The organism is Mesorhizobium sp. WSM4849, from assembly GCF_055811385.1.
Genome location: NZ_JBVVPW010000035.1, coordinates 17,421 through 34,499, shown reverse-complemented (window position 1 = coordinate 34,499; position 17,079 = coordinate 17,421). Strand labels below are relative to the sequence as shown.

The 17,079-nt window shown below is 60.9% G+C and carries 14 protein-coding genes and 5 pseudogenes; 6 read left to right on the top strand and 13 right to left on the bottom strand.

Features of this window, described 5'->3' with window-relative positions; all coding sequences use genetic code 11:
- Positions 1–151: 151 nt before the first annotated feature.
- From AC0L3L_RS29665 to AC0L3L_RS29635, 7 genes are all read right to left on the bottom strand, one after another.
- A complete protein-coding gene (locus tag AC0L3L_RS29665) occupies positions 152–1,624 on the bottom strand; it encodes an alkaline phosphatase family protein (RefSeq protein WP_473640578.1) in 1,473 nt (490 codons plus the stop codon).
- A 493-nt stretch (positions 1,625–2,117) separates the two neighbouring features.
- Complete coding sequence (locus AC0L3L_RS29660; RefSeq protein ID WP_065012176.1) at positions 2,118–2,978, bottom strand: ABC transporter permease; 861 nt, start codon at positions 2,976–2,978, stop codon at positions 2,118–2,120.
- Positions 2,979–2,990: 12 nt separating this feature from the next.
- Entirely contained in the window at positions 2,991–3,926 is a 936-nt protein-coding gene (locus AC0L3L_RS29655; protein WP_473640611.1) for an ABC transporter permease, read from the bottom strand.
- Positions 3,926–4,915 carry an oligopeptide/dipeptide ABC transporter ATP-binding protein gene (locus tag AC0L3L_RS29650; RefSeq protein WP_473640576.1) on the bottom strand — a complete coding sequence of 330 codons (990 nt, stop codon included), beginning with the start codon at positions 4,913–4,915 and terminating at the stop codon, positions 3,926–3,928. The genes AC0L3L_RS29655 and AC0L3L_RS29650 overlap by 1 nt, the downstream gene beginning before the upstream one ends.
- On the bottom strand, positions 4,912–5,961 hold the full coding sequence (locus AC0L3L_RS29645) for an ABC transporter ATP-binding protein (protein ID WP_473640574.1): 1,050 nt from the start codon (positions 5,959–5,961) through the stop codon (positions 4,912–4,914). The genes AC0L3L_RS29650 and AC0L3L_RS29645 overlap by 4 nt, the downstream gene beginning before the upstream one ends.
- Before the next feature lie 23 nt (positions 5,962–5,984).
- Entirely contained in the window at positions 5,985–6,941 is a 957-nt protein-coding gene (locus tag AC0L3L_RS29640) for an ABC transporter substrate-binding protein (protein WP_473640609.1), read from the bottom strand.
- Positions 6,866–7,549, bottom strand: coding sequence for an ABC transporter substrate-binding protein (locus AC0L3L_RS29635; RefSeq protein WP_473640572.1), 684 nt, complete (start codon positions 7,547–7,549; stop codon positions 6,866–6,868). Before AC0L3L_RS29635 ends, AC0L3L_RS29640 begins: the two co-directional genes overlap by 76 nt.
- Before the next feature lie 210 nt (positions 7,550–7,759).
- Here AC0L3L_RS29635 and AC0L3L_RS29630 point away from each other — a divergent pair, with 210 nt between their 5' ends.
- From AC0L3L_RS29630 to AC0L3L_RS29615, 4 genes are all read left to right on the top strand, one after another.
- A complete protein-coding gene (locus AC0L3L_RS29630; protein ID WP_473458540.1) occupies positions 7,760–8,674 on the top strand; it encodes a LysR family transcriptional regulator in 915 nt (304 codons plus the stop codon).
- Between the two features lie 125 nt (positions 8,675–8,799).
- Positions 8,800–10,017 (top strand): pyridoxal phosphate-dependent aminotransferase, encoded by a 1,218-nt coding sequence (locus tag AC0L3L_RS29625; RefSeq protein ID WP_473640570.1) that lies wholly within the window; start codon positions 8,800–8,802, stop codon positions 10,015–10,017.
- Positions 10,014–10,886, top strand: a complete 873-nt coding sequence (locus AC0L3L_RS29620) for a phosphonopyruvate hydrolase (protein ID WP_473458544.1) — start codon at positions 10,014–10,016, stop codon at positions 10,884–10,886. Before AC0L3L_RS29625 ends, AC0L3L_RS29620 begins: the two co-directional genes overlap by 4 nt.
- A gap of 37 nt (positions 10,887–10,923) precedes the next feature.
- The gene (locus tag AC0L3L_RS29615) at positions 10,924–11,130 is read left to right on the top strand and encodes a hypothetical protein (protein ID WP_473640568.1); all 207 of its coding nucleotides are present in this window, start codon (positions 10,924–10,926) and stop codon (positions 11,128–11,130) included.
- Positions 11,131–11,391: 261 nt separating this feature from the next.
- Here the strand turns inward: AC0L3L_RS29615 and AC0L3L_RS29610 are convergent.
- A pseudogene (locus AC0L3L_RS29610) lies at positions 11,392–12,038 on the bottom strand (IS256 family transposase); the annotation flags it as partial.
- Between the two features lie 248 nt (positions 12,039–12,286).
- On the opposite strand from AC0L3L_RS29610, the pseudogene AC0L3L_RS29605 reads away from it, so the two are divergent.
- Positions 12,287–12,376, top strand: a pseudogene (locus tag AC0L3L_RS29605) (SOS response-associated peptidase); the annotation flags it as partial.
- A gap of 40 nt (positions 12,377–12,416) precedes the next feature.
- Here AC0L3L_RS29605 and AC0L3L_RS29600 read toward each other — a convergent pair.
- A complete protein-coding gene (locus AC0L3L_RS29600) occupies positions 12,417–12,743 on the bottom strand; it encodes an ATP dependent DNA ligase (protein WP_473640607.1) in 327 nt (108 codons plus the stop codon).
- 792 nt (positions 12,744–13,535) lie between these two features.
- On the opposite strand from AC0L3L_RS29600, the pseudogene AC0L3L_RS29595 reads away from it, so the two are divergent.
- Positions 13,536–14,076: pseudogene (locus AC0L3L_RS29595) on the top strand (IS6 family transposase); the annotation flags it as partial.
- 4 nt (positions 14,077–14,080) lie between these two features.
- Here the strand turns inward: AC0L3L_RS29595 and glmM are convergent.
- The 4 genes and pseudogenes from glmM to AC0L3L_RS29575 form a co-directional block, all read right to left on the bottom strand.
- A complete protein-coding gene (glmM, locus tag AC0L3L_RS29590; RefSeq protein WP_473640605.1) occupies positions 14,081–15,433 on the bottom strand; it encodes a phosphoglucosamine mutase in 1,353 nt (450 codons plus the stop codon).
- 213 nt (positions 15,434–15,646) lie between these two features.
- Positions 15,647–15,802, bottom strand: a pseudogene (locus tag AC0L3L_RS29585) (hypothetical protein); the annotation flags it as partial.
- Between the two features lie 70 nt (positions 15,803–15,872).
- Positions 15,873–16,001 (bottom strand): annotated as a pseudogene (locus AC0L3L_RS29580) (dihydrodipicolinate synthase family protein); the annotation flags it as partial.
- A gap of 15 nt (positions 16,002–16,016) precedes the next feature.
- The gene (locus tag AC0L3L_RS29575) at positions 16,017–16,817 is read right to left on the bottom strand and encodes a YggS family pyridoxal phosphate-dependent enzyme (RefSeq protein ID WP_473640567.1); all 801 of its coding nucleotides are present in this window, start codon (positions 16,815–16,817) and stop codon (positions 16,017–16,019) included.
- Positions 16,818–17,079: the final 262 nt, after the last annotated feature.

Here is a 17,079-nt window from a genome sequence, read left to right as displayed (position 1 = left end):
AACATTTGGGCCGCGATCGTCTTTGCGCCTATCCTGCCTGCGTCGGAATTAAATTATGCGGGCCGCAGGCCCCGCATATTTTCCCCCGGGGAACGCAGCTTTCATGGGCAATCCTGTCGGCGTAGCCGCTGCTCGAGTTTTTGATGCTCGCTCAGCCTTCCGCCGTGCCGCTTTCGATATGGATCGCCTCTCCAACGTGAATGCGCCGCAGAACCTGCCGGAAGCTGCCGAGCCTTGCTTCGAAGGCCTCGCTCCGAATGTCCGGGATCGCCTGCGATGCATGTCCAAAGACCTCATGCAGGACGCGGCCTGTAACCGTGTTCGGCACGGCGATCCCGAGAAGGTGCAGAAAGGTCGGAGCAAAATCGCAGATGCCGGAGGGGGCCTTGGAGACTGAGCCTTGCGCGGGGAATGCCGAGCCAGCGACAATGCCGAGGGCAGCGAGTTCTTTCGGATGCAATCCGCCATGGACGCCAAGCCCCGTGCGGCGGTCATTGTCATAGGACGTCCCCCCGATGAGGCCAAATGAATCGACGCCATCATCTGCTCGGAAGGAAAAGGACACGTCTGGTGCACGAGGATGATCAGCAAAGACCAGACGACTGCCAAGGCTTCCGGGGGCGATGCCCTCAGTTTCATTCTTTGCGCGTGTGAATACCGGACCACACCACGGCTGGCTGGTAATCGTCGCCACCAGCCGGGCGATCTTCTGGTCACTTGGGTCGGCGAGATAGAGAGCTCCGACCTGCCCAGGCACGACAACGACATCGACATCCGGCGCGGGTGCCGTACCGGCACGAAAACCGGCTTCGCGCAGATTGTCAATCACCGAAACCCGCGTATGACCCGAGATGTGTCCGTGATCCGACATCGCGATAATCTGCACGCCTTTGGCGCGCCCTTCCGCCTCCCACCAGTCGAGCACACGTCCAAACTGGCGGTCGCAATGAGTGATGATGCCGCGCGTCGCCTCGGCGCCGGTGCCATGGAAATGCGAGGTGATGTCGGGCTCGCCATAGGAAAGGATCGTGACGTCCGGCCGGTATTTCGGCCAGACCACGTCGAGAAACGCTGAGGTTATCCAGTCCTGCCCGGCCGTGTCGGGCTCGACTTCTAGCGGTGCCGGCTCCAGCGGGCCAATCCGACGTTGGGCCTCTGCTAGCACATCATCGGGAGTGCAGGCCTCCCGGAAATGGCCCGAGAGGCGAATGTGGCCGAAGTCCTCGGCTTTGTGATGGAAGAAGCGTGTCGTGCCGGGTGTATTCGTGGCCAACACGGCCATGCTGCGCCCGGCCCCAGCGAGGATTTCGCCAAGCGTGGGCACCGACATCAGTCCTCCACCGCTTTTGAGGTCGAGCTTGCGCAGGAGCACGGCATCTGACGTGTCGATATAGCGCGGCGGCGTAACGGATCGGTCGACATATCGGTTTCCCACCATGCCGTGTCGACCAGGAGTGGCGCCTGTCACGAGGCTCGGGAAGGCCGCACGGGTTTCGCTGGGATAGATCGTCCGATGCTTCGCCAGCGTGACACCCAGGTACTGCAAGCGGCAGAGGTTCGGCGTCAGATCTGGCAAGACGAGGTCGGGACGAAGGCCGTCAAAGCTGATGATGAGAAACCGCATGATATCTTAATTCTAGTTGCCCACATGGGTGAACGTGCAGTTCGTCAGTCGCAGATCGCCAGTTCACTTGACAACGTCCAACAAGCGTCCACGAGACCGCGGATGTATCAGGGCAACGCATGGAAAGGCCCGCCGGGGCGGAGACGTGCCAAAAACGGATTCGAAGGCGTTCCGCAGAGCGCCATAGATTGCTTGCTGATCCGCGCATGGCCGACCGACGACAGCCGTGCGCGCGCAATCGGCGCTGCCTGAACCTTGTCCGGTGCCGCAGATAATCGACTCCGGTTGGATCAGCATCATTCCGTCCAGCCCTGCCTTTTCAAGGACGGTTAAGTAGGCGGGAAAAAGCAATGAGATGTTCCTGTACGAGAGATGATTTACTGGCGACGCCTAGCTGCACCACTCGGTCCAACATGGCGGTATTGAAAACGTCAGACCATCGGCGCTCCGATTTGAAGGGGCTGAGGGCGGAACGAGTCAGGCTGCTTGAGCGTCAACGCGGGCCTTTATCCAACCGGTCGCGCAGCCAGTCGCCCAACAAGCTTATGGAGAGCGTCGTCGCGACGATCAGCACAGCAGGTGCAAACATGATCCAGGGCGCACGTGTCATATACTCCCGGCCATAGCCGAGCATGTTTCCGAGGCTCGTCATCGGGGGCTGAACGCCAAGGCCCAGAAAGGACAGGCTGCTTTCCATGAGGATGATCTCCGGGAAGGTCAGCGTCATGGAAACAATGAGCGTCGACGAGATATTCGGTAGGATGTGCCGCAGATATACCTGCATTGGGCTCGCACCCAACTGACGAACAGCTCCGGCGTAGCCTTGCGCGCTGGCGGCGACCGCAAGCCCGCGTGCGATACGCGCGTAGCGTTCCCAGCCATAAAGTCCCATCAGTCCAATGAACAGCGGCAAAGCGTTTCCGAAAAACGCAAGCACCGACAGGGAAAGGATGAGGAAAGGCATGGCTGCCTGAAAGTCAGCGAGCATCAGGATGAACTGCTCGACGCGCCCACGAAAGTGGGCCGCAGCAAAGCCCATGGTGGTGCCAACGCACGCCGAAATCAGCGTTGCCCCAAGGGCGACCAGAATTGAGATACGAACAGATACGATCAGTCGCGATAGAATATCGCGTCCGAGTTCGTCTGTTCCAAGCACATGGTGCGGATGGTAGGGCGAGGCCAGCCGGTTAGGCAGATCAAGCGCGGTGTATTGGTACGGGGCGATTCCATCAGCAAGCAGCGCCATTATGACGATAAAAACGATCCAGAGCACGCTGGCGATGACGGAGAAAGGAATTCGGCGGTGTTTCGTGGTCTCTCGCGTGCCAGTCGCCGTTTCGGTTACTTTTCCCATCATGTTCATTGCTCAGCGCCCCCCGGTCGAGTTCGCGTTGGCCAGGCGCGGATCGAGGATGCCGTAGAGGAAGTCCACGATGAGGTTGGAGACCACCATTGTGGCGGCCACCAGCAGGAGAATACACTGCACAACCGCCAGATCGCGGGCTGTCACCGACACCACCAGCAGATTGCCGACACCCGGCCAGGAGAACACGCTCTCGACCACAACCGAACCAGCGATCAGATTGCCGACCATGAAGCCGACAATGGTAACGGCAGGAATTGCGGCGTTCGGCAGGGCGTGACCACGCACAACCGCGGCCCAGGGGATACCCTTGGCACTGGCAGTGCGAATGTACGGCTGCCCCAGTACCTCCAGCATTGCGCTTCGAATGAACCGTGCGAGCACGGCAGCGCCACCAACGCCGAGAGTGATGATCGGCAGGATTAGATGCTGCAGATCGCCCGTGCCGCCGGTCGGCAGCCACGCAAACCAGATTGCAAGGACTTGAACCAATACGAGACCGAGGACAAAGCTCGGCACCGTATATCCTGCGACCGCCGTGACCATGACGGCACGGTCAATGGCGCTGTCCCGATGCAAAGCGGCATAGAGACCGGCTGGAATACCGATGGCCAGTTTCATCAAAAGCGCAGGAAGGGTCAGCATAAGCGTTGCCGGGATACGTCCCAGAACAAGGTCAAGCGCAGGCCCGCCTCCACGCATCGACCGGCCGAGCTCGCCCTGAAAGATCGCTGCGAAGTAATGGAGATATTGCATCCAGAGTGGCAGATCCAGACCCCACTCCCGGCGAAAGGCGGCCATGGCCTCGGGCGAGGCGTCGTCCCCCATGATGCTGCGGGCCGGATCTCCCGAGAGCCTCAGGACGATGAAGGCGAACGTGACCACCAGCGCGATTGTCAGAACGGCACGCAAGACACGGATAGCAAAGAACCGAAACATCAGGTTCCAACCTTCTTGGTCGGCGGGTTGGTATGGACGGCATGACAAGCAACGGATCGTCCGTCCGGCAGAGTCGAGAATGTGGGGGAGACGCTCACGCACTGCGGCCGCGCGATGGAACAGCGAGGGTGAAACGCGCAGCCGGTCGGACGGGCTGCAGGGTTGGGTGGTTCGCCCTTGAGTATGATGCGCTCGCGCGTGCGCCGGCCTACAACAGGTACCGCTGAGAAGCGCCTTGGTATAGGGGTGGGTGGGGCTCGAGAGCAAAGATTTGTCTCGCCATATTCAACGATACGACCGAGATACATCACAGCCGTATGCTGACTGACTTGGCGAACCACTTTCAAATCATGACTGATGAAGAGGAGAGTAAGACGTAGGTCCTTTTGAAGGTCCATCAGTAGGTTGACGACCTGGGCCTGGATCGATACGTCGAGAGCCGAGACCGGCTCGTCGCAGACCAACAACGCCGGTTGCATGATCAGCGCCCGAGCAAGAACAGCACGCTGACGCTGCCCACCCGACAGTTGATAGGGCAGGCTCGAGGCATGACTCGCATTCAGGCCAACCGCATCGAGCATAGTCAGCGCTTCGTTGTTCCGCTTCGATGCAGCGCCGATGTCATGGATGTCCAGTGGCTCCCGGACCTGATCGAGGATCGACAGTCGGCGGTCCAGCGCGGCGAGTGGATCCTGGTAGATCATTTGCATATGGGTGCGCATGCGGCGCCACGCTGGTGTATCGGCGGGCGGCAGTTCATTCCCTCGGAAGAGCACATACCCGCTGTTCGGCCGTTCAAGGCCGAGCGCGATTCGTCCTGTGGTTGATTTTCCCGATCCGGATTCGCCAACGAGAGCCAGCGTCTGCCCCTCTTTTAGAGACAGTGAGACTTCTTCAACAGCGTGGACAGGCACCTTTGTTCCGAAGAGCCCCTGCCGCGTCGAATAGCTGCGCGAAATGCCGTGCAGGTCAAGAATGGTTGCAGTCATGCCAGCACGCTTGCCTTTAGTTTTAAGGGCTGCTGGGCCTCCGTGGCGGGCCCTGCTATGCAGGCGGAGAAGCGGCCGACTTCGGTTTGCTTGAGTGGCGGAATGGTCGCTTCACAAACCGGCATGCGTTGCGGACAGCGGGGCGCAAACGGGCACCCTGGAGGCATGTTTGCCTGCTCCGGCACCTGCCCCTCGATGGAAATGAGCCGTCGCAACGCGCCTCCGAAAGGCGGCAAGGCCGCAAGGAGTCCCTGCGTATAGGGATGCCGCGGACTAGCAAAGATCGAGTCTGACGGCGCTGTCTCGACGACGCGGCCGCCATACATCACTATGATGCGCTCGCAGGTTTCGGAAACGACGCCGAGATCGTGGCTGATGAGAACAAGAGCCATGCCCGTCTCGCGCCGAATGGTGGTCAAGAGGTCCACTATCTGGGCCTGGATTGTCGCGTCGAGCGCGGTGGTCGGCTCGTCGGCAACCAGGACGTCCGGCTTTCCGGCGAGCGCCGTGGCGATCATGACCCGCTGGTTCTGACCGCCGGACAGTTCATGGGGAAAAGCGTCGAAGCGACGTCCCGCGTCCGGCAGGCCAACGAGCTCGAAAAGACGTTTTGTCTCGCCCCGGATGTTCGAGCCCGACACCCCCTGATGTCGCGCGAGAACTTCGCCAACCTGCCGACCAATTCGGATGACAGGATTGAGCGCGCTGGACGGGTCCTGGAAGATCATCGCCACGCGTCCGCCCCTGATCCGGTCGAGCCGCATCGCTGATGCGCCACGTAGTTCTTCCCCTTCCAGCCGAATGCTTCCCGACACGGTAGCCGTGCGAGGCAGCAACCCGAGCGCAGCAAGCCAGGTAACCGACTTGCCGCTACCTGACTCGCCTACAATACCGATTGACTCGCCCCGTGCGACCGTGAGATCGACTCCCCTAATTACCTGGACGCCGCTGAAGTCGACGGAGAGGCCTTCGATCGTGAGCAACGGTTGCGACGACGAAGCCGCCGGCAAAGCGGATGCTGGTGCAGTGCCGGCGAGATTTCCCATCGCCGTCCCTCCTCGCGTGGTCATCAGTTTTGCGTATAGGCGGCGTTGAACGGACCGAAGTTCAGGTCAAGTGTCTGCCCCGGGACCCAGGCGATATCCTTTCGCTTGCCATAGAACTGACCGGAACCGTGGAGGATCACGCAAGGAGGATCTTCCCGGTCGACGATGTCGAGCATCCGGCGGATGATCGACCGGCGTGCCTGCGGATCGGCGGTTTCCTTCAGCTTTTCGCCAAGTCCGAAATATTCTTCGTTGCTCCAGATACCCTCTTTGACGTTCGCCCCAGATGGTCCGAAGACGCGCCAAGCGTGGCCGAGCGGGTCGGGGAAGGTGGCGGTGTTCGAACTGTCGTAGATCGCGTTGATCGGCTTGCTTTCGATCTGGGCGAAGTTCTCCATCATCTGAAGCTCGACATTGATGCCGACCGCTCGCCACATCTCGACCATTATCTGCGCGCCAGAGACCTGGTTGGGATAATAGTTGTTGAGCAATCGGTAGGTGATTGTTTCACCATTGTAGCCGCTCTCGCGTAGGAGTTGACGCGCCAAATCGGGGTCGTGTGCGAGACCGGGGAAGTCCTCGATATACGCATCGCCGAAGCTGGGGAGTTGGTAGCCGTTGGGAATGAGTAGCATATCATGCCAGAGCGCCCGGACGATGGCCTCTCGGTCGATCGCGAGGCTGAGGGCGCGGCGCACGCCTTCCTTGCCGAGGATCGGACCGGTCGTATCGATATTCAGCGCCCGGATATTCTGAACGGGGCCGCCGGAAACTTCGAGCTCGGGGTGCTTCTCGATTTCCGAGAACATGTCGGGAGAGAGATCCGTGATTAAGTCCACTTCGCCAGCCATGAGCGCGTTCGCCCGTGAAGCCAGTTCCGGGATGATCCTGAAATGAATCCCTTCTAAGGGCGGCAGCCCACCCCAGTAGGCATCGTGCGCGGCCAGAACGACTTCGACATCGAGAGATTGGCTGACGATCCGATACGGTCCTGTTCCGACCGGCGCAGCCGTCCAGGCATCCCAGGAACCTGCCGCTCCGAAGCACGCTTGCTGACGATTTCCGAGCCCCACGAGGCCAGCCGTTTCTCGAGCAATGCATCATCGCCTTTGGCATGAACGATGACGGTGTGGCTGTCGACGATGTCGACCTTGTCGATGGTGTCCAGAGTCTCCATGGCAGTGACCTTTCCTGCCATGTCTGGGCCAAGCAGGTGCTCAGGACTCAAAGTGAAGGCGACATCCTCTGCGGTGAACTCACCGTCATCATGGAACTTCACACCCTTTCGCAGGAAAAGACGAACTGACTTGGCGTTCACACGTTCCCAACGCTCCGCAAGGGCCGGACGTAACCTCATAGCGGGCGTCTGGTCGAAGGCGAGCAGTGTGTCGAACATCTGCGGTGCTATGCGCCGCGTCGCGGTGTGAGCATACAAAACAGGCTCGACGGCGGGCGGGAAGCCGGACATGCCGATTCTAAGGGTGCGGCGAGCGGCGCCCTGGGCCTTCGCTGAAGGTACCCCGGTCATTCCCAGAAGACTGCTGGCCGCCCCGGCTACCAATAGATTACGTCGCGTTATCGAAAACATGTGCGTACTTGGCTCCTGTGTAGCTTCGCGAAGCAACGACATCGCTTCGGGCTGGGGGATTTCTTTTCTACGTCCATGAGCACTTCTCGGTGCCAGGCGAGAACAAGCGGGATTACTCACCTCATGTGCTACAACAGCATGACAATCATCGAATAATGCGATAACAAACCCGCGCTTTTGGATGAATTCAGGAGGCGGCTACAATCGGTCATGGCAGACGATAAAGATCTTTCGCTCAACGCTGTTCGGGCTTTCGTGCAGGTCGCACGCGACAAGACCGTCACCCGGGCCTCGAAGACGCTTGGCATCACCCAGAGCTCGGTGAGCCGCCACATCGCGGTGCTGGAGGAGTATTTCGGCGCCAAGCTGCTCGAACGGCGCGGGCGTCAAAGCCAGCTCACGGATTTCGGGCGGCTGTTCGCCGATGCCGTCGCCGAACCTCTCGAGACGATCCTCTTCACGGCAAGGCGGATGCGCCGCCGCGGTGACAGGAAGGATGCCAACCGGCTCGTCATCAGAACCTCGCTCTCGACCTTCGCCTATACGCTGCTCATTCCGAACTTGAGCGACTTCTCGAAGGAAATGGGCGGCGTCACGGTCGACGTCATCAGCACCCTGTCGGCCCCTGCCTCGGACGACAGTTTCGACGTGCTCCTGACCCGGGACCTGACAGTAAGCGAACCGGCGGATCGCTGGGATTTCTATGACGAGCACCTCGTCTGCGTCGGATCGCCAAACTGTGTCGCCGGCCGCGGGCTCGAAGCGCTGCGCACCACACCGGTGATTGCAGTCACCTCGCGGCCGGACATCCTACCGATCTGGCTTCGCGGCATGGACCTGAAGACGTCGGATATTCTTTCGGGGGCGCGCTACGACCACCACTATCTGGCCCTCCCGGCGGTAACGACCGGCCAGACCCTGCTGGTAACACCCTATATCATCGTAGCGGACCTGATCAGGCAGTGCCTTCTGGACGTGCTTCCCGGCTCGCGGGCACCGAGCGGCATGCAATATCGGGCCTATGCGGTCGATCGCAGCGGCAATCCGGATCTCGCCCGAGCCTTCTGCCGCTGGCTCACTAGGCTCTGCCGGAAAAAGACCGAAGAGGAGAGCACCGGGAAATAAATGCTGGCCGCGATGATGCATCGCAGAACGCGATCCTTTTGGCCGCGTTTCGCGATGCCACAACTAGCGAGCTAAGGGCGCCCCATCTAGCTCTGGGCATAACTCCCTGCTTTGAGGAAAGTCCATTGCCCTTACTCGCCAAAAGACTGCAGGCCGTCCGCCCATCCCAGACAAAGGCCATGACTGCCAAGGCGAGTGACTTGCGCGAACAAGGTGTCGATATCGTCACGCTGAGCCAGGGCGAACCGGACTTCGACACGCCAGAGGCCGTCCAGCAAGCCGGCATTGCCGCCATTCGCAATGGCAAGACGCGATATACCCCGGTTGCCGGCGTCAAGCCTCTGCGCGAGGCGATCCGAGAGAAGCTCTTACGCGACAACGGGTCCGATTACGAGATCGATCAGATCACCGTCGGGTGTGGCGCCAAGCAGATCGTTTTCAACGGTCTCTTCGCCAGCCTCGACGCGGGGGATGAGGTCGTCATCCCCACACCCTGCTGGGTCTCCTATCCGGACATGGTGCTGCTTGCCGGCGGCAAACCGGTGCTCGTCCCCTGCCCTGAGGAGTCGGGTTTCAAGCTGAAGCCGGAGGATCTGGAGGCGACGGTCACGCCGCGCACCAAATGGTTGATGCTGAACTCGCCGAACAATCCGACCGGCGCGGTCTACTCCAGGGCCGATCTGGCCGCCCTGGCCGAGGTCCTACGCCGACACAGCCATGTCCACGTCCTTTCGGACGATATCTATGAAAAGCTCGTCTATGACGTGCCCTTCGTGACGATGGCCGAGGCCGCGCCGGACCTCATTGAAAGGGTGCTGACGGTCAACGGCGTATCGAAGTCCAGCGCCATGACCGGCTGGCGCCTTGGCTACGGGGCTGGTCCGAAAGACCTCATCAAGGCGATGAACATGATCGAGGGCCAGACCTCGTCGCATACAAGTTCCATCTCGCAATATGCCGCGATTGAGGCAATTGCCGGCAACCAGGATCACATCGCCGAGTTCGTGTCCGCCTTCCGAAAGCGTCGCGATCTCGTCCTCGAGCAGATCAATCTGGCCGAGGGCCTGAGCTGCCGCGTGCCCGACGGCGCCTTCTATGTTTTCGTCTCCTGCGCCGGCGTCATTGGCAAGGTGACCGCCACGGGCAAGGTGATCGAGAGCGACATGGACTTCGCCATGTATCTGCTGGGGCAGTTCGGTGTCGCCGTGGTGCCCGGCAGCGGCTTCATGGCCTCACCCTATATTCGCATTTCCTATGCCGCATCAGAGGACGAGTTGAAGCGCGCCTGCGGCCGCATTCTCGCCGCCTGCACCGCCCTGTCCACTAAGCGAGAAGACGTATGAGCAAAGCGAAGCAACTGCGTGACCGCATGGCCGAACGCGGCCTCGTCCGGATCATGGCCGCCCATAGCCCGCTTTCGGCCGTCCTGGCCGAGGAAGCCGGTTTCGACGGGATCTGGGCCTCAGGCTTCGAGCTCTCCGCCCTTTACGGTCTGCCGGACATGAGCCTCATCTCGATGACGCAGCACCTTGACATGCTGCGGGCGATCGCTGGCCGGTCGTCGCTGCCGATTGTCGCCGATATCGACACCGGCTACGGCAATGCGATCAATGTCATCCATGCAATCTCCGAATATGAACGCGCCGGCGCCTCGGCGGTTGTCATCGAGGACAAGACCTTCCCGAAGGTCACCAGCCTCGCCGCCGGCGGCCGCCAGCAACTACTTCGGGTCGAGGAGTTTCAGGGCAAGATCGAGGCCGCCATCAGCACCCGCACCGACCCTAACTTCCTCGTCATCGCCCGGACAGAAGCGCTGATCGCCGGTCTCGGCGAAGAGGAGGCCCTGAAGCGCGCAGCAGCCTATGAAGCGGCCGGCGCCGACATGATCCTCATCCACTCGAAACAGAAGGCGCCGGACGAAGTTGAAAGCTTCGTGCGTGCCTGGAGCGGCAAGGCGCCAATCGTGATCGTGCCGACGGCGTATCCGGAGATGAACGAGGAACGTATCAACGCGCTCGGCAGGATCGCGATCGTGATCTATGGCAACCACGCGATCCGCGCTTCGGTCACGGCGATGAAGGATGTCTTCGCGCGCATCCTCAAGGATCGCGGCATCCACAACGTCAACCGAGACATCGTTTCCGTCGAGGAGGTGTTCCGTTTGCAAAGGATGGATCAGGTCAAAGTCGACGAGGAACGCTTTCTGGAGTAACGGCCGACCGAACATTGTATCTGACTCTGACCAGTGGATGAGCTATCGCGATGACGAAGCGAGAAATTTGCCGGCTGCCGGAAGTCGTCCAAGCCGACATTGGCGCGATGAGGCCGCACGGCTGATCGCTGTCGAGGTGGAACGCATCCGGCGAGGTGGGAACGTGCCGATGACACGAGAGACATTGGATGTGGCGGAAAGGCTGGCTGGCCACGTACTTGTGGCAGTTTCGTCGCTTCCTTAGGAACACCAGTGCGCAGGCGCGTCGCTGCTTGGTCAAGATAGACGGTGTTCCAATGAACGATGGCGCTGACGACGGGATTGAGACCGGAAGCGCGGAATGCCTTGGCTCTAGAATGTCCCGTTGCACTTAGTCGGTGGATGCCGTTTCAACGAGTTGTGTGTGTCGAGTTCTGCAAAAATGGCGTGGCATTCAGCGGTGACGTTGGCGTGTCCGCCGCGCAGCCCCCGTGTTTAGCGGAGCGGCGGACATGGCGGCCGCGTCTCAGGCGGCCAGTGCCCTCAGGTTCTCCTTCTTGTGCTCGCGCAGATGATCCATGTTGAGGTAGCGGGTCGCCTCGAGCCAGTTCTCGTGGATCTCCACCGCCAGTGCCCGAACCAGCCGCAGACAGCTCTGCGGGTTGGGGAAGATGCGGACGACCAGGGTGCGCCGCTTGATCTCCTGGTTCAGCCGCTCCAGCATGTTCGTCGACTTCATGTGCTTGTGATGCGCCAGCGGCAGCCGATAGAAGCTCAGCGTCTCCTCGATGTTGTTCTCCACCCAATCCACCAGGTATTTGGCCTGCCATTTGGCGATCCACTGCGCCAGGTCGCGCTTGACCTCGGCTAGGTCGCGCCGGTCATAGAACCATCTGAGGTTCCATCAGACAATCGTCGTCGACCTTGCGCGGCACATAATCGAGCGCGTTTCTGAGGAAGTGCACGTAACAGCGCTGCCAGACATGCCTCAGGCAGGACTTCGCGGATCGCTGCCCTGAGCGCCGGATGGTCGTCGGAGACGACGAACTCGACGCCGGCGAGCCCGCGCTGCTTGAGCCCTGCCACGAACGCGCGCCAGCTCGAATGGCTTTCACGGTTGGCCAGCTCGACACCGAGCACCTGGCGCCGGCCCTCCCAGTCGACCCCGATCGCCTCCGTCATCTCGGCTTCCAAAGCCTCCTGCACCACAGTCTGCAAACGCTGCGGAAGCCGTCCTCATCCGACAACAGCAACGCTTTCAGCTCGCCTCTGCTCAGTCTAACTTCTCGCTTGGTCATGGCACTCCCCTACTACGGGAATCGGTGATCGAACGTCACCAGCGTGCCATGGCCGCCCCTCGCCTCAGAGCAAGGGCTGTTCTCTCTCCAAAGCTTTTGCAGAACCTTAGGACACTATCCGCGTGGGCGGACTGGCTCGACCATTCGGTGTCGGCGAAGTCGCTGATCAAGGCCCTTCCCCCCGGCACACTGCAGGTAGGGCAAGTCGGGTGACTTGAAACGAATCGGCGCTGGATGTCGATCAAGGGATGGGTCAGGAAGCGCACCACCTGCCGGGCTGGCTTGTCCTGACGCTCGCCTTGGTACGAGACCTGGCGCAGGAGATTGTCTTCTGTCCAGGTGAGATAGGTGACCTCGACCACCACTTCAGGCCTGACCAATGCACGCGCGACAGCTCAAGCGGCGAGCCGAACCGGCTCTCGCGCGGCGGCGGAACGTCGAGGGGCATTCGAGCTGTCTGAAGTGGCGCAAGCCGGCGAGCCAATCGCTTGAGCTCTGCAACCGTGATGCCCGTGCCGGCGCGGCCCGCATACAACAGACGACCATCATCGGTGTAGTAGCCGAGAAGCAGCGAGCCGATATGCGGCCGGCTTCCAGTCGGATCGGTCCAGCCGACGACGATGAATTCCTCTCTGTTGAGACACTTTGACTTGACCCATAGGCCGCGTTGCCGGATGCATAGGCGCTGTCGATGCGCTTTGAGATAGCGCCCTCGAGTGCAAGCCTGCAGGCGTGCTTGCGGAACACAGGCCCGTCGCCGATCACGTGATCGCTGAAGCGCAGGCCGGGCATGTCGGTCGAAAACAGGCCTTCCAGTCGCGCCTTGCTGCTAACGTCTCGGCAAACAGGCCGCTTTATCTTGCCCAAGGGGTGGCCGATGAAGGGTCGACAAGACTGCGCGGCTGCAGCTCAAGAGGCGGGTGAGGAAGCCGGCGTAGTGGTACTTTGCATGAGCAATCCGTTGGCAGCTTCCATTATTGGAAGCGATTGAAGGACACGTTTGTCCCGGCAACTGTTGAAGTATACCCGCTTTATGTGCAGCAAGAGCTGGATGAATGGAAGGAGTGGAAGTATCGAAGACGGGGCTGGCTTAAGCCCCATCAAGCAGAACTCCTGGTCGACGAACCTGAGTTGGCTGACCTACTGGGATCTATAGCGCCTGAACTAGCTTGTTTCTGAACGCTAGGATAAAACATGCTCAATTACCTGGCTCACCCGCATCGCTCTCAACGAGGCGCTCCGGCGAGCGCGAAAGCGTCGGCCTTCCGCTGAACTGGCGGAACTTAATGATGGAGGCTCGGTGATTCTGTCGCAAACGGAATGGCAGCCATATCTGGCACGAAGCCCTCTCTTTTTCGGGGAGCGCGCTTGTATGTTCAAAGGCTGTCATTTCGACCGATCAGTGATCTTGCTGTGCCTGCGCTGGTATCTGGCCTACAATCTCGGCCTGCGCGTCCGGAGGAGATGATGGCCGAACGCGGCCTGAACGTCGACCATTCGACTGTGCACCGCTGGGTCGTCCACTTCTCGCCCCAGCTTCTGGAGCGCTTCAACGGGCAAGCGCGCCGTCACCGGCAAGTGGCACATGGACGAGACATACATCAAGATACCCGGCCAATGGATGTATCTATCGTGCCGTCGACGGCGTCGGCGACACGGTCGAGTTCTTCTTCAGCGAACACCGCGACCTGCCGGCAGCCAAGCGCTTCTTCCGGAAGGCCCTGGAGCGCCACGGCAGACCGGATCGCATCGTCATCGACGGCAGCCCGACCAATCATGAGGCGATCATTTCCTGCGACGCCGAACACCGTCTGCGGAATCGATCGCGACGAGCGCTGAAGCCGATCCGCATCCGCAAGAGCAAGTACCTCAACAATTGGATCGAGCAGGACCATCGGCGCATCAATCGCCGCTCGTCTAGGCAGCGGTCTTGATCTCGGCCATGACGCCGACGATGTCGTTCACCACCGTCTCGACCAGCTTCTGGTCGTCGCCCTCGGCCATAACCCGAATCAGGGGCTCGGTGCCGGAAGGCCGGATCACTAGGCGGCCGGACTTGCCGAGCCGGTTGCGGGCATCCTCGATCGCGGCCTTGACGGGTGCCGTCTCCAGGGGCTCGCCGCTGGAAAAGCGCACATTCTTCAGGAGCTGCGGCACCGGCTCGAACTTTTTGCAGATCTCGCTGACCGGCTTGTTCTGGCGCTTGATGCAGGCCAGCACCTGCAGCGCCGAGACCAGCCCATCGCCGGTGGTGGAGAAATCAGACAGCACGATATGGCCGGACTGCTCGCCGCCGACATTCAGCCCATGCGCGCGCATGTGCTCGACCACGTAACGGTCGCCGACCTGGGTTCGGTGAAGTTGCAGGCCGGCTTCACCGAGGAAGCGTTCGAGGCCAAGATTGGACATGACGGTGGCGACGACGCCGCCGCCTGCCAGGCGGCCGCTCTGATGCCAGGATTCGGCGATCAGCGCCATGATCTGGTCGCCGTCGACGACAGCGCCGTTCTCGTCGACGATGACCACGCGGTCGGCGTCGCCATCGAGCGCTATGCCGATGTCGGCGCGCACTTCATGAACCTTCTTGGAGAGGCCCACCGGGTGCGTCGAACCGCATTCCTCGTTGATGTTGAAGCCGTTCGGCTCGTTGTTGATGGTGATGACCTCGGCGCCGAGTTCCCAAAGCGCTGCCGGCGCCACCTTGTAGGCGGCGCCGTTGGCGCAATCGACCACGATGCGCAGGCCCGCCAGCGACATGGACCGCGGCAGAGTGCGCTTGGCGAATTCGATATAGCGGTCGTGCACGCCGTCCACGCGCTTGGCGCGCCCGAGCCCATCCGCGTCGGCCAGCGAAATGTCGACATCCTGGTCGAGCAGCGCCTCGATGCGCATCTCGATCTCGTCCGACAGCTTGTAGCCGTCGGGGCCGAACAGCTTGATACCGTTATCGTAATAGGGGTTGTGCGAGGCCGAGATCACCACGCCGATATCGGCGCGCAGCGACCGCGCCAGCATGGCGACCGCCGGCGTCGGAATCGGCCCCAGCAGGAACACATCCATGCCGGCGGCACAGAAGCCCGCGACCAGCGCGTTCTCGATCATATAGCCCGACAGCCGCGTATCCTTGCCGAGCACGACGCGATGGCGATGGTGGCCGCGCTGGAACGACAGGCCGGCAGCCATGCCGACCTTCATCGCAACCTCGGCGGTCATCGGAAATTTGTTGGCCCCTCCCCGGATCCCGTCCGTTCCGAAATATCGTCTCGTCATCTTACTCGACGTGCCCATATATGATTCACCCAAGTGTCGCCTCGTGGACATTCCCACAGGCAGCCAGTGTCCGAGTGACTGGCCGCTTGCCACTCCGCATCTTCTTTGCAGAATACCATGATCGTCAGGACGAAAGGTGTCCTTAGCTCACAATCTGGGGTGAGGACAAGAGCTGTACAAAATCTTGCGCTAAGCCCGAACGGATCGTGAAACTCATGCGGCTCGCCGGGTTGGGGTCGGTAGCCTAAAGGTTCGAAAGCCTTCGGGCATCTGATGCTCGGTGTCCCAGGTGTAGATGCCTGTCAGGTTGATATGTTCCCAACTCAGCGGCGAGATATGCTTCAACAGCGTATCTGGAATGTTTCGCCCTGGCCTGCCGGCCATCTCCCCCTCAAGGAGGGAGATTGGCAGCTTCGCCGCTGCGCCCATCTCTGCAACATATGCCGGTGCTGCCGAGCAGGCTGATGGAATCGACCTCAGCCGCGATCAGCCGGCTGACCAGTTTCCGTAGCGCGTCAACGTCGACTCGGCCGGAACGATCGGCGGGGGTGATCGGAAAAGCAGACAGGCCGTTCGCGAAAAATCATGGTTCAATTCCTCGATCGGTGGGGGCGAAACCCGGCCAGTAGTGGCCGTCAGGCGTCGGCCGCTTGCCAAAGATGGCCTGACCGACGCGCACGACAGTGGCGCCTTCCTCGATGGCTTCCTCGAAGTCTCCGGTCATACCCATGGAGAGCCCGGTGAGCGCGGCGTTGTGCTTCACGGCTTTGTCCCGCAGTCGGCGCAGCAGAATGAAGCAAGGCCGCACCCTGGCCATGTCGGAGGAAAACAGCGCAAGTGTCATCAACCCGCATGGCCGGAGACGGGGAAACTGATCGAGGGTCTCCACGAAGGGCAGCAGTGCGTTCGGATGGAGGCCGAACTTGCTGTCCTCGCCAGACGTGTTGACCTGCACATAGAAGTCGAGGAAGCGATCTTCGCGGTCCAGCCTCGTGTTCAGAAGGTCGGCGAGCCGCAGGCTGTCGAGCGCATGAAACTCACGCGCGAAGCGGGTCAGATATTTGGCCTTGTTGGTCTGCAGATGTCCGACGATGCTCCAGTCGATGGCGAGATCGTGAAGCGCCTCGCTCTTTGTCATTGCCTCCTGGATCTTGTTCTCGCCGAAGGTGCTGATGCCGACGTCGAAGGCATATCGCAGGATATGGGCCGGCACCGTCTTGGTGATCGGCAGCAACCGCACGGAGGCACGGTCGCGCCCGGCCCGCGCGCAAGCAAGCGTGATGCGCTCTTCAACCGACGCCAGATTGGTGCGGAAGCTGGTAAGGGGATCAGGCCCGAAGCGTTCGACGTCCTCGGGCGAAAGCGCCGGATTGTTCGTGCCCATTGTGATCTGCCCCTGTCGTAGACAAGCTCGTTGGCCTTGAGCCACGTGTAGCCGACGCCACTAAGAAACACGAGGCTCTTGTCGGGCGCTGCATAGATGGTCCGATCCGCCGCCGTAGCGACGGCAGACAATGTGTAGACGGTGGCGAAAGCAAGAATTGCAACTGATGATGTGCAGCGATTCATGGGGCGGCCTCCTTGGCCCCCCAGGGATCGGGATAGCCCGTTTGTGATTTTCCGTTAAACGTCGGCGGCTCTCAGCG